Origin of the sequence: Spiroplasma endosymbiont of Atherix ibis, assembly GCF_964020005.1 — a bacterium.
Taxonomy (GTDB): Bacteria; Bacillota_I; Bacilli_A; order Mycoplasmatales; family Mycoplasmataceae; genus Spiroplasma_A.
Window position 1 is genome coordinate 1,041,540 of the sequence record NZ_OZ026474.1, and the last position, 13,928, is coordinate 1,055,467.

The following is a 13,928-nucleotide window of genomic DNA, read 5'->3' on the forward strand; positions in this document are numbered from 1 at the left end:
TAATTTAGTTAATAAATCGTAAAATTTTATTTATTAAATTTAAAGAAACATACATCTCCATCTTGAACAATATAGTTTTTTCCTTCTAACTTAATTTTTCCACTATTTTTAAGTGCTTGTTCATCACCCAATTCAAATATATCTTCACATTTATAAACATCTGCTTTAATAAATCCTTTTTCAAAATCTGTGTGAATAATACCTGCACATTGAGGAGCAGTTGAACCTTCTTTAAACTGTCATCCTCTTGCCTCTTGTGGACCACAAGTAAAATAAGTTTTTAAATCAAGAGTTGAATAAGCTGCTCTGATTAATTGTTCTAATACAGAAGTTTCAATTCCTGCGTCTTGTAAAAATATTTGCTTATCATTTTTATCAATTTCACTTAATTCTTCTTCTATTTTTGCAGAGATTTTAACAACTTGTGAATTACATGATTGAGCATATTTTTTTACAAGTTTAACATAATCATTATCTTCTCTAATTTCATTTTCTCCAACATTTGCTACATAAATAATTTTTTTTGTAGTTAGTAATTGAAAAAATTTAATTGCAATTTTTTCTTCTTCTTCAAAATCTAACTTATTTAGTAATTTACCTTCAGATAATTGATTTTCTAACTTTTTAAGCAAATTATATTCAAAAATAATATCTTTATCTTTTGTTGATTTAAATTTTGGTTCAACTTTTGCAAGTCTTTTTTTAACACTTGCTTCATCAGCTAAAATTAATTCTAATTCAATTATTTCAATATCTCTAATTGGATCCACATTACCTTCAACATTAGTTATTTCTTTTGAATCAAAACATCTTATAACTTCACAAATTGCATCAGTTTCTCTAATATTAGCTAAAAAAGCATTTCCTAAACCTTCACCTTTACTTGCACCTGCTATTAATCCTGCAATATCAACAAATTCAATAGTAGTATAAATAGTTTTTTTAGAATTAAATATAGTTGCTAATTTATCTAATCTTCAATCTGGAACTTCTACAACTCCAACATTAGGTTCTATTGTTGCAAAAGGATAATTTGCAGCTTCAACTTTTGAATTTGTAATTGCATTAAATAAAGTTGATTTCCCAACATTTGGTAAACCTACTATTCCAACTTGTAATCCCATATTAACTTTCACTTTCTATTTTTTTTATACTTTTAATAAGAGAATCTTTTGAAAATTCTAATATTAAATTTTGATTAATATTAGAATTTAATTCGTATATACTTCCAATTCTTATAACAATTCAAAAAATTGTTTTACTTGGATGAACTTTTTTTAAATAAATTTTATCACCTATATTAATCTTCATCTGTTAATCCTAATAACTCTAATATTCTATTCAAATCATCATCATTAAAATATCTAATTGTCAATTTTCCATTATCAATTGTAACTTTTGTTCCCAATCTTCTCATAATTTTATTCTCAGTATAAATAACTGAAGGACTTTTAGAAGCATTTGGTTTTTCAACTTCTTTTAAGTTATTATTTTTAATTAATTGTTCAATTGCTCTTGCTGTTAAATCCTGCTCTATTATTTTTTTAAAGATTGAGTCTAATAATTCTTCATTATTAATAATTGAAAGTAATGGTTTAGCTTGACCCATAGTAATTTTTCTTTGTAACATTACATCTTGAACTTTCTGAGGTAAATTTAAAAGTCTCATAATATTTGCAACATGTGATCTTGATTTACCAACTCTTGTTGCAATTTCTTCTTGTTTCAATTTTAAGTTAGTTGATAATTTTTTATAAGCAACAGCTTCTTCTATATCAAGTAGATCTACTCTTTGAATATTTTCAATAATTGCAAACTCTTCCATTTGATTTGAACTAAGTTCTAAAATAATAGCTGGAATTTCTTTTAGTCCAACTAATTTTGCGGCTCTTGTTCTTCTTTCTCCTGCTACTATTTCGTTTTTATTATTAACAATTATTGGTTGAATAATACCATGAGTCTTAATTGAATCAGCAAGTTCTTGTAATTCTTCCTCTTCAAAAGTTTTTCTTGGTTGAAATGGATTTGATTTTAATAAATCAATACTAATCATAGTTTTATTACTATTATTTTTTTCTTTATCGTTTTCAATAACACCAATTATATCTGAAACTGATTCTCCAAAAATATCATCTAGTCCCTTAAAATTATACTTTCCTTTAGTTTTGGCCATTTTCTTTTAGCACCTCTTTTACAAAATCAATATAGGCAATTGCACCTGCTCCATTTTTATCATATTCATAAATTGATTTACCTTCCATTGAAGATTCAGAAATTTTAATGTTTCTTGGTATAACTGATTTATAAACTTTTGGACCAAAAGTTTTCATTATTTCTTCTAAAACATCATGAGCTAATCTTGTACGTGAATCAAACATTGTTACTAAAACACCTTCAATTGTTAAATTAGAATTTAATGTTTCTTTAACTTTTTTAATAGTTCTTAAAAGTTGTGCAACCCCATGCATAGCATAATGTTCTGCTTGAATAGGAATTAAAACTGTATCAGAAATAGCTAAGCTATTTCTATTAATTAATCCTAAACTTGGAGGACAATCAATAATAATAAAATCATATGAATTCGATATTTTTTCTATTTCATCTCTTAAAATATTTTGATTGTTTGTTTTTTGTTCCAACAAAATTAAATCCACAGCTGCAACATCAATTGAACTTGGAGCTAAATCTATATTTGGTTTAATATTTTTTATTATTACTTCTGAAAGTTGTTTTTCACCAATAAATACATGATACATACTCAAAGTATTACTATCTATCTCAAATCCAACACCTGTAGTTGCATTAAACTGAGGATCCATATCTATAAGTAAAACTTTTTTATTTGCTAAAGCAAGCCCGCAAGCTAAATTTACTGATGTAGTTGTTTTCCCCACACCACCTTTTTGATTTGAAATTGAAATTACTTTTGCCATAAATTACCTCTCATAGTGATTATTATACCCTAAATATATACTATTTTCCTAATGGTCTTTTTCTTATTTGACTGTACAGTCTTGGATATTCAGTTGGTGTTGAACAATTTTTAATATAAAAAATATTATTTCTTTCCCCCAATATTTCATCCTCATAATTTTGCTTTTTATATAAACTTAAACCAAGTTTAGTTTCTTGATTATTTAAATCTTTTAATTCATTTGCTATATTTTTAGATTTTAAACAAATAAATATTCCTTTAATTTTAAGAGCTTGAACACCAACTTCTAATAAAATATTTAGCGGTGCCATTGCTCTTGATATTATTACATCAAACTTTTCCTTATTTTTGATTGCATATTCTTCTGCTCTAATTTTTAAAGTTCAAATATTTTCTAACTCTAATTCCTTAATTACTGTATTTAGAAAATTAATTTTTTTTCCATTTGATTCTAATAAATAAATTTTTGAATTAGGAAACATTATTTTTAAAACAATACCTGGAAAACCAGCTCCTGTTCCAATATCTAATATTTCTAAACTATCTGGATTAAAAACTTTTGTAAATATTAATGAATCATAAAAATGCTTATCTATAATTTCTTGGTCTTGTATTATTGCAGTTAAATTATGTATTCTATTTTGTTCTTGAAGAATATCTTTATATTTTATTAAATTTTGTTTTTGTTTTTGTGTAAATACAATATTTAATTCACTAAATTTATTTCAGTTCATATTAGAATACCTCCAAAAAAAATAAAAAATCTTATGTTTTTTTATTTTACATTAGTTTTCTTTTATATTTTTCAATTTCTATTTCTTTATTATATCTAAATCAATTTCTAGGTTGAATTCTTAAATATAAATCATTTTCATCAATATTTGATTTTGAAAGTAAACACTCATTAATAACTCAAACTAAAGCAATAATTAAAGCAAAAAATATTAAAAGAATTGGATCAATCATTTTTTCTTTATCTTTAAATTTATTTATAAAAAAATCATAGTATATATAGCCCATAACAATTATTAATATAGTTGTAGTAATTATACCAATAACAAATCCACCTTTAACTTTATTGACTTCAACTTTATTTGTTTTTCGATTATGAAGAACTGCAATCATTAAAATTAAATATATAATAAAAGCAAACATTACTGTACTATTAGAAGAATAATCTGCAACAAGAAAATAATTAATTTCTTGTTTTCCATTTGGATTAGATATAAATCCAATACATATAGAAATAATTAAAAATAAAGTATAAATAGAAAGAGTTATTATCATTCCTATATAACCTGATTTAATATAACTAATTTTTTCACTTCTAGATTTAGTATAAATAAAACCTTCTTCAACTGCTGATTGAACTGTTTTAGGAATAAGTGTAGTATAACCATTTACAGTTGTTAATAAAGTACAAGCTATTATTATTTTAAAAATAAGTGCAGCTCATGGACTTTTTATAAAAAGATTATCAAAAAAATTAAATATATTACCATCTTCTGCACCTAAAAATACAGCTACAGTAATAATTATATAAAATAATGTAACTGCAATTATTGCTGAAAGCATTGCTACAGGAACAACTTCTTTATGTTCACAATCTTTTTGTAAAGTTGCTGCATATATAAATCCATCAAAGGCAAATAGTATAGGTAAAATTGTTGCAAAAAATGGACTAATTCCAAAACTATTAATAGTTGAATTTTTTGGATTAAATGAATTATTTACAGAAGGGTTCAGTATAAATAATGTAAAACCTCCAACTACTACAGAAAATAAAGGAATAAATTTAACAATTGTAAATATACTTTGAATCATTTTACTTGGTTTATGTGTATAAATATTCATTAGTGAAAAACCAACTAAAAGTAATGTTGATAAAAATATTTTAATTATCATAAACTCTACTCGTCCTAATTTTTCAACTAAATAAATACCTGTTGTTGAATAATAAAAAATATCTATTCCATTAAAAAGAGTATTTATTGTAAAAAGAGCACCTAAACCAGCTAAAATAGGAAGATACATACATATATATAAAATAGAGCACATAGACGCTGTTTTTCTATTTATAAATGTATTTGCTCAACTTTGAGCAGTTGAATGTCCTAACTTAGTTTTTGAAGATGCTGCTTCAATAAAACTAAGCATTATTAATGAACACAATACACCTATAAATACTCAAACAGAAAGTGCAAGATATGGATTATTACCTGCTTGTGCCAATACTCCATTTTTACCTGAGTTTTTTAAATATATTCCTCCCCCAACAACAATACCAAAAACCATTGAAAATATAGTTAAAAACTCAAATGTTTTATTTTTTCTTTTATTTGTTTTATTTACTTTTATCATTTTGAAGTTCCTTTCTATTTTTAAAATCCTCTAAACATTTTTGTTTATCATATTTAAATCAATTTTTGAGATTTATTCTAAAATAAAAGTCATTTTCATCAACATTATTTTTTGAAATAATAAGTTCATTAACAATTCAAGCTATAACCAATATTATTATAAAAATTAATCAAATTAAAGGAGCAACTAAATTGTCTTTTCTAATAATTGGATCTAAAATATTGAAAAAATGAATAAGAGCTAACATAAATATTAACATTGAACAAGAAAATATTCCAGCAAAATAAGCACCCTTAACTTTTTTAACTTTAACTTTTTTTGTTTTTCTATTTCTTAACATTTGCACTAAAATAGGTAAATTTAATAAATAAACTATTAGTATTGTTGAATCAGATGATAAATAAGCTGTATATAAAAAATTATTTTCTAAAAGTAAACCAGTAGTAACAAAAGTTATAAAAAATAATGAAACTATTGCCATTGCTATTCAACTAGATTTTAGTTTTGATAATTCAGCTCCATTTTTTGAATAAATAAATTTCTCTTCAATTGAAACTTTTATAACTAATGGATAAATTATACTATATACATTAACCATAGTAAGTAATGTTATTGTTATAATTAAATTAAATGCAAAATGGGCTCTAGGATCTACTTTTTCAAAAATATTTAATATATTACCATCACTTGCTCCCATAAAAATTGCAATTGTAATAATTATATAAAATGCTGATACTGCAACTATTCCTGTCATCATTGCTGGTGCAACAACTCCTTTATGTTCACAATCTTTTTGTATTGCAGCAGAATATAAAAATCCATCAAAGGCAAACATTATTGGAACCATTGTCATAAATATATTACTAAACTTAAATGGTTTTACATTATCAGGACTAAATGAGTTTTCATTACCAATAGAAAAAAAAGTAATTCCTGCTATAAGAACAGTTAATAAAGATATAAATTTTAGAAATGATAATATTGTTTGTAATATCTTTCCTGATTTTGTACTATAAGTATTCATAATTTGAAATAAAAATAATAAAATAGCTGATACAAATATTTCAACAGCAACTTTAGCCTCATAAGATATTATTTGAGATTGAGTATCACCAGTTGAGAACTTATAAATAATATCTAAGGACTGGAAAAAACTACTAGTTGTAAATAAAGCTCCAATTATTATTAATACAGGTAAATAAATTAATGCATAAAGAATTGTAATAAAAGAACCATATCTTCTTCCAACAAATCTTCCTGCTCATATTGTTAGTGTATTGTGTTCTCCATTTTTTGTTGAACTAGATATTTCAATAAAAACCAACATCATCATGCAACAAAAAACTGCCATTAAAATTCAAATAGATATAGCAAGATATGGATTATTTCCAGCTTTTGCTAAAACTCCATTACTACCAGCATTTTTTAAATAAATTCCACTACCAACAACAATACCAAATGTCATTGAAAATACAGAGAGAAACTCAAATATTTTGTTTTTAGTTTTATTTTTCTTATTTACCTTTATCACATTTTTATACCTCGTTATATTTTTTCTTTAAGTGAAATAATAACATTTGAATATCTGCAGGATTCACACCAGTTATTCTTGATGCTTGACCTATTGAATTTGGTCTAACTCTTTCTAATTTTTGTCTAGCTTCAACAGCAATATTTTCAACTTTTGAATAATCTATATCTTTAGGTATTTGTTTACTTTCTAACTTAATAAACTTATCAATTGTTTCATTTTCTTTTTTAATATAACCTTCAAATCTAATTAAAATTAACAACGTTTGAAGTTGTTGTTTTGATAAAGTATTTAATTCTTCAATATATTTTTTAAAAATATTAATATCAACTTTAGGTTGTTTTAGAATTTCAAAAGCACTAAATCCTTGATTAAGAATTGCTTGATCTTTTTCTTTTAATTCAATTGCAAGTTCACTTTTTGGACTAAATCTAATTTCTTTTAATGACTCTATTTGAGTATAAATTTCTTTTTCAAATTTTTTATGATCTTTTCATTGCTTTTCACTTACTAAGCCAATTTCATAACCATATTTTTTTAATCTAATTTCTGAATTATCATTTCTTAAAGTTAATCTATTTTCTGCTCTACTAGTAAGAAGTCTATAAGGTTCAATTACACCTTTATTAATTAAATCATCAATCATAACTCCAATATAAGATTCATTTCTTTTTAAAATTAATGGTTCTTTATTATCAATTTTTCTTACAGCATTTATGCCAGCAATTAAACCTTGACCAGCAGCTTCTTCATAACCACTTGTTCCATTAATTTGACCAGCTAAAAATAAATTATTAACTAATTTTAACTCTAATGATAATTTTAATTGCTGAGGATCAACACAATCATACTCAATTGCATATGCTCATTTATCAACTACAACATTTTCAAAGCCAGGTAAGCTTCTTAACATTTTATCTTGAATTTCAATAGGCATTGAAGTTGAAAAACCTTGTACATAAAATGTATCAAGTAATTTTGATTCTGGTTCTAAAAATATTTGATGAGTTTCTTTTGTATTGAATCTTACTATTTTATCTTCAAAACTTGGACAATATCTTGGTCCTACAGATTCAATTTCTCCTGAATACATAGCAGATTTATATAAATTATCTTCTATTATTTTTTTTGTTTCAGAAGTTGAATGAATTAAATAACAAACTTCTTGCTCTTCAAAAGGTATAAATTTATTAGTAGAAAAAGAAAAAGCCAAATTTTCATTTGTTCCAGGCTCAATAATTGCCTTTGATAAATCAATTGAGTTTTTTTTAACTCTTGGTGGTGTTCCAGTTTTAAATCTAAAAGTTTTTAATCCAAGTTTAATTAAAGTTTGACTTAAAGATTTTGTTGTAATTTCATCATTTGGTCCACTTTCATATTTTTCTTCACCTCTATAAATTAAAGATGACAAATATGTACCTGTTGTTAAAACAACTGCTTTACAAAAAATCTCATTACCATCTTCTAATAAAACAGATTTAACTTTATTTTTTGAATCCAAAGTTATATCTTTAACTATTCCTATATAAAGTTCTAAGTTTTCTTGATTTTCTACAACCCTTTGCATATATTTTGAATATTCAATTTTATCAGATTGAGCTCTTAAAGCTCAAATACCTGGTCCTCTTGATGAATTTAAAAGTTTTATTTGTAAAGCAGTAGAATCTGCTGCTTTAGCCATTTCTCCACCAAGTGAATCTATTTCTCTAACTACAATACCTTTTGCAGGTCCTCCAATTGATGGATTACAAGGCATTGTTGCAATTTTATCTTTATATAAATTTACTAAAATTGTTTTTTTTCTTAATCTTGCAGATGCTAGTGCTGCTTCTACTCCTGCATGGCCTGCACCAACTACAACTATATCAGCTTGCATGTGCATGCCTCCATTCTAAAAATTATTTTATTCTTTCAAATAAAACTAGTTTATTAATAATTTTGTCATAATCAAAATCTTGTTTTATATTTTTAAAACTAATTATTTCTGGTTTTAATCCCATTTGCATAATCATACTTGGATAAGTTTTTACTAAAATAGGTTTTAAAAGATAAGAAATAATTACAATATTTTTTTGTAATACAGTTAATACTTCTAATAGCTCTTCTGTTTTACCTTCTTTTTCTAAAATTCAAGGTTTTGAATCTTCAATAAATTTATTACATTCTTGAGATAAACTTAAAACAACTTGTGTTGCTTCAGACATATTATATATATCCATTAATTTTTTATACTCATCAATTGTTTCAAAAGCTTTTTTAGTTAATCAATGTTTTGAAACATCTTTTTTAGGAAGTTGACCTTCAAAATATTTTATAATCATATTTGAAACTCTTGATATTATGTTTCCTATATTATTTGCAAGATTATTATTAAATGACTCAACAAAAAGTTCATCTGTAAAACTTCCATCTTTGTCTGTTGGTAAATTATTAATGATATAAAATCTTAAAGCATCACTTGAATATTTTTTGATAATTTCAATTGGATCTAAAACATTTCCAATTGATTTAGACATTTTTTTATCTCCACTTAAAATTCATCCATGTGATAATAACTTGTCTGGAGCTTTAAGACCTAAGGAATGTAACATTACAGGTCAATAAATTGAATGAAATCTTGTAATTTCTTTTCCAATTATTTGTAAAATTTCTGTATTTTCACTTCAGAATTTTTTTAGCAAAGCATCATTTTTTGATTTAAATCCTAATGCTGTAATGTAATTTGAAAGAGCATCAAGTCATACATAAATAACATGTTTTGGATTTTCATTAATTTGAATTGCCCAATTAAAACTTACTCGTGTAACTGATAAATCCTCTAAATCATTATTTATAAAGCTATTTAACATTTCTTTTTTCCTTGGTTCAGGCTCCAAAAAATTAGTTTCAAATAATTCTTGGAGATATTTTTGAAATTTAAAAACTCTTAACATATATGTTTCTTCTTCAAAATCAATAGCTTCTTTACCACAAATTGTATGATGAAAAAAATCATCCATTTGTTCTGCAGTTAAAAATTCCTCACAACTAATACAATATTTTCCTTTATAAGTTGAAGGATAAATTAAATCTTTTTCTAGTAATTCTGTAAAAATTTCTTTAACTGCAAAAATATGATCTTCATCAGTTGTTCTAATAAAACGATCATAGTCAATATCTAAAATTTTTCATAAATTAATAAAACTTTTTACAATTTGATCAACATATTCTTTTGGAGCTAAATTATTTTCCTTAGCTTTTTGTTCAATTTTTTGTCCATGTTCATCAGAACCTGTTAAAAAGAAAACTTCATATTCGTTTTCTTTTTTATATCTAGCAATAACATCAGCTAATGTTGTTGTGTATGCATGACCTATGTGCAAATTTCCACTTGGATAGTAAATTGGTGTAGTTACATAAAATGTTTTTTTCATAATTATTCTTCTATTGAAAGACTATATATACCTTTTAGTCCTCTGTAACTTTCTTTATAAGTTAATCCATATCCAACAATAAATACATCTTCTAATTTAAATAAAGATGTACTTTCAAAATGTACAGTTCTTTCTTTATTATTTTTTTCAACTAAATTTAAAATTTGTACATATGCTGGTTCTTCTTTTTTCACTAAATTATATAATTTTTCTAATCTAGTTCCCTTATTTAAAATATCATTTGCAATTAAAACATTTTTTCCTTTTAAACTTTTTTTCAATCCTAAATCTATTAGTAATTCTTCATTTTCATTATATGTAGTTACAAATTGAATTGTTGCATCAATTGGTAACTCTCTAATTAAATCAGCTATAAAAATAAATGAAGAAGAAAGTTCTGCAACTATAATTAATTGTTGATCTTCATATTTTTTACCAATATCTGTTCCAGCTTTAGTAATTGCTGCTTTAATTTCCTCTTCTGTAATTAAAGTAATTAACTTTTGATTTTCCATAATTTATTTCATCACCCTTCTAAAAATTTTTTCTACATTTCTTATGAAAAAATTAATATCAAAAAGATCATTTAATTCTTTTTCCTTTGGAATAAAATTTTTAATTCCATTTTTAAGTAAAATTTCTTTAAAATCCTTCTTTGTTTTTTGACACTCTAAAGTACATTTTTGAATAAAATCATAAATTTCTTCTCTTGAAAAATTATAGTTCATTAAAATATGTGTCAATACTCTTTGACTGTAAAATATTCCTTTTTGTTCATTAATATGCAATTCAATTTTATCTTTATTTATTACCAAATCTTTTATTGTAGAAGCCATTCTTTTTGATACATAAGTAATTATATTATAAATATCAGGAAAAACTAGTCTTTCATTTGAACTATGAGATATATCTCTTTCATGTCATAAAACATTATTTTCAAAAGCTATATTTACAAATGATCTTGCATATCTAGACAAACCACAAATATTTTCAGAACTTATTGGATTTTTTTTGTGAGGCATTGAACTTGAACCTTTTTGTTTCTCTCCAAAACCCTCACATATTTCTTGAACTTCACTTCTTTGAAAATGTCTTATTTCTGTAGCTATTTTTTCTAAAGTTGATGCAATATTTGCTATTACAGATATTAAAAAAGCATGTCTATCTCTTTGAGTAACTTGTGTAGAAATATTGTCCATATTTAAATCCATTGCCTTTGCAACATATTCTTCTATTTCAATTTCTAAATTTGCATAATTACCCATTGAGCCAGATACTTTAGCAACTTCGATTTGTTTTTTTGCCAAATTTAATCTCTCAATTTGTCTATTTATTTCATCAAATCATAGTAAAAATTTTAATCCAAGTGATGTAGGTTCTCCATACATTCCATGTGTTCTTCCCATTATAATTATTTTTTTTGTTTCTTGAGATTTTTGTTTAATAACTTCTCTTAAATTAATTAATACACTTTCCAAAATTTCATTTGATTGTTGAATCATTTTATTTTGAGCTGTATCAACAATATCTGTAGAAGTTAGTCCAAGATGAATTCACTTTTTTTCTAATCCAAGATTTTCAGAAATCATTCTTGTAAATGCTACAACGTCATGTTTTGTTTCTTGTTCAATTTCAAGCATTCTTTTAAAGTCTACTTTTGCACTAGTATTAATTTTAATTGCCTCTTGTTTTGGAATAACTCCCAACTCAACTCAAGCATTAATAACTTGTTTTTCAACTTCTAATCAAATATTTAATTTATTACTATCTGATCAAATTTCTTCTATTTCTTTAATAGCATAACGTTCTATCATTTTATTAATCTCCCCTAAAAAATATCTTCAAAAATTATTGTTTGTTTTCTATCTGGTCCTACTGAAAATCCAACAACATTTACTTCACATATTTTTTCAATCATTTTTAAATATTTTTTTGCAGCGTCTGGTAATTCATCAAATGAAGTTACTTTTGTAATATCTTCTTTTCAACCTGGATTTTTCATATAAATTGGTTTGCACTTTTCATATTTTTGATTTGTACTTGGAACATTTTCAATTTCATATCCATCAATTTCATATTTAACACATATATTGATTTCATCAACTCCTGAAAGAACATCAAGTAATGTTATAAAAATTGAATCAATTCCTGAAGTTCTAATTGCATGTTTTAAAGCAACTGCATCTAATCATCCAACTCTTCGTGGTCTTTTTGTATTTGAACCATATTCATTACCACGTTCTCTAATTCCATCTCCAATTTTATTTTGCATTTCTGTTGGAAAAGCACCTGCTCCTACTCTTGTTGAATAAGCTTTAACAACTCCCATTGTTGAATTAATTAATTTATGACTAATTCCACTTCCTATTGAAGCATTATTCGCTGAAGTATTAGAACTTGTAACATATGGATATGTTCCATGATCTATATCAAGTAAAGCTCCTTGTGCTCCTTCAAATAAAACTTTTTTTCCTTCTTTAATAGCTGATTCAATAAAAACTTCAGTATTAGTTATTTTATCTTTAATTTCATTATATGCTGAAATTAAATCATCATAAGTTTTATTAAAATCCATTGCCTCTACATTAAACATATTTTTTAAAAATTTCATTTGATAATCAAAAACTGTTTTAAATCTTTCCTTAAAATTGCTATCACCCAATTCACCCAGTCTAATTCCTAATCTTGAAACTTTATCTTGATATGCTGGCCCAATTCCTCTTTTTGTAGTGCCAATTTTGTTTTCTCCACGAGATTCTTCTTGTGCTTCATCAATTTTTATATGATAAGGTAAAATTAATTGAACTCTATCTGAAATTAATAAATTACCATATTCAATTCCACTTTTTTTTATAATTTCAAATTCTTTTACTAAATTTATTAAATTTACTACACAACCATTTGCAATAATATTTGTAACTTTTCTATTGAAAATTCCAGAAGGAACTATTGTAACTTTATGCTTTTGTCCATTAAAATTTATAATATGACCCGCATTATCTCCCCCAGCAAATCTAACAACTATATCTGCTCTTTGAGCAAAATAATCTGTCATTTTTCCTTTTCCTTCATCTCCTCATTGAGATCCAACAACAACTAATGAATTAAATTTTTGCATTTTTTCTCCTTAATTAAACTTGTTCATAATTTTTTTTAAATCATTCTCTAAAATAAAATCTTCTACAAAGTTTGATATACTTTTAATTTTTTCTTTAATTAAATCTATTTCTTCTTGACTCATCTTTGATAATACTCAATCAATAATTTTATATTGTCCTGGTGAACCTATTCCAATTTTTAATCTATTAAAATTTTGTGTTTTTAAATGATTTATAATATTTTTAATTCCATTATGACCAGCAGAACTTCCATTATTTTTAAATCTAATATTTGAAAATTCTAAATCTTTATCATCATAAATTACAATAAAATCCTCAATATTAATTTTATAGTAGTTAATAATTGAAATAATTGCTTCTCCAGATAAATTAATAAATGTTTGAGGTTTTACAAATAAAATTTTTTCCCCTTTAATATTTGAAAAATAAATTTCAGATTTAAAATTCTCAGTTTGTTTTTGAAAACCATACTTTTCTAATAAAACATCAATTGCAATAAAACCTGCATTATGTCTTGTAGCTGAATAATTAATTCCTGGATTACCTAATCCCACAATTAATTTTGGCAT

Annotated in this window: 13 protein-coding genes; all 13 read right to left on the reverse strand. The window is 24.6% G+C overall.

Annotated features, from left to right (window positions below):
- Positions 1–26: 26 nt before the first annotated feature.
- The 13 genes from ychF to pth are packed head-to-tail and all read right to left on the reverse strand — an operon-like array spanning position 27 to position 13,928.
- Positions 27–1,124: a redox-regulated ATPase YchF gene (gene ychF, locus AACK92_RS05645; RefSeq protein ID WP_339020853.1), complete on the reverse strand. Its 1,098-nt coding sequence runs from the start codon at positions 1,122–1,124 to the stop codon at positions 27–29.
- A gap of 1 nt (position 1,125) precedes the next feature.
- The gene (locus AACK92_RS05650) at positions 1,126–1,311 is read right to left on the reverse strand and encodes a DUF951 family protein (RefSeq protein ID WP_339020855.1); all 186 of its coding nucleotides are present in this window, start codon (positions 1,309–1,311) and stop codon (positions 1,126–1,128) included.
- The gene (locus tag AACK92_RS05655; protein ID WP_339020856.1) at positions 1,301–2,173 is read right to left on the reverse strand and encodes a ParB/RepB/Spo0J family partition protein; all 873 of its coding nucleotides are present in this window, start codon (positions 2,171–2,173) and stop codon (positions 1,301–1,303) included. Before AACK92_RS05655 ends, AACK92_RS05650 begins: the two co-directional genes overlap by 11 nt.
- Positions 2,160–2,933 carry an AAA family ATPase gene (locus AACK92_RS05660; RefSeq protein WP_339020858.1) on the reverse strand — a complete coding sequence of 258 codons (774 nt, stop codon included), beginning with the start codon at positions 2,931–2,933 and terminating at the stop codon, positions 2,160–2,162. The genes AACK92_RS05655 and AACK92_RS05660 overlap by 14 nt, the downstream gene beginning before the upstream one ends.
- 40 nt (positions 2,934–2,973) lie before the next feature.
- A complete protein-coding gene (rsmG, locus tag AACK92_RS05665; RefSeq protein ID WP_339020859.1) occupies positions 2,974–3,669 on the reverse strand; it encodes a 16S rRNA (guanine(527)-N(7))-methyltransferase RsmG in 696 nt (231 codons plus the stop codon).
- Positions 3,670–3,715: 46 nt separating this feature from the next.
- The gene (locus AACK92_RS05670; protein ID WP_339020861.1) at positions 3,716–5,296 is read right to left on the reverse strand and encodes an APC family permease; all 1,581 of its coding nucleotides are present in this window, start codon (positions 5,294–5,296) and stop codon (positions 3,716–3,718) included.
- Positions 5,280–6,827: an APC family permease gene (locus AACK92_RS05675; RefSeq protein ID WP_339020863.1), complete on the reverse strand. Its 1,548-nt coding sequence runs from the start codon at positions 6,825–6,827 to the stop codon at positions 5,280–5,282. Before AACK92_RS05675 ends, AACK92_RS05670 begins: the two co-directional genes overlap by 17 nt.
- A gap of 4 nt (positions 6,828–6,831) precedes the next feature.
- On the reverse strand, positions 6,832–8,709 hold the full coding sequence (gene mnmG, locus AACK92_RS05680; RefSeq protein ID WP_422397865.1) for a tRNA uridine-5-carboxymethylaminomethyl(34) synthesis enzyme MnmG: 1,878 nt from the start codon (positions 8,707–8,709) through the stop codon (positions 6,832–6,834).
- Positions 8,710–8,725: 16 nt separating this feature from the next.
- A complete protein-coding gene (gene metG / locus AACK92_RS05685; protein WP_339020865.1) occupies positions 8,726–10,240 on the reverse strand; it encodes a methionine--tRNA ligase in 1,515 nt (504 codons plus the stop codon).
- Between the two features lie 2 nt (positions 10,241–10,242).
- Entirely contained in the window at positions 10,243–10,755 is a 513-nt protein-coding gene (locus AACK92_RS05690) for a phosphoribosyltransferase (protein WP_339020867.1), read from the reverse strand.
- A gap of 3 nt (positions 10,756–10,758) precedes the next feature.
- Complete coding sequence (gene purB, locus AACK92_RS05695; protein ID WP_339020869.1) at positions 10,759–12,054, reverse strand: adenylosuccinate lyase; 1,296 nt, start codon at positions 12,052–12,054, stop codon at positions 10,759–10,761.
- A 14-nt stretch (positions 12,055–12,068) separates the two neighbouring features.
- On the reverse strand, positions 12,069–13,358 hold the full coding sequence (locus AACK92_RS05700) for an adenylosuccinate synthase (RefSeq protein ID WP_339020870.1): 1,290 nt from the start codon (positions 13,356–13,358) through the stop codon (positions 12,069–12,071).
- 9 nt (positions 13,359–13,367) lie between these two features.
- The gene (pth, locus tag AACK92_RS05705; RefSeq protein WP_339020872.1) at positions 13,368–13,928 is read right to left on the reverse strand and encodes an aminoacyl-tRNA hydrolase; all 561 of its coding nucleotides are present in this window, start codon (positions 13,926–13,928) and stop codon (positions 13,368–13,370) included.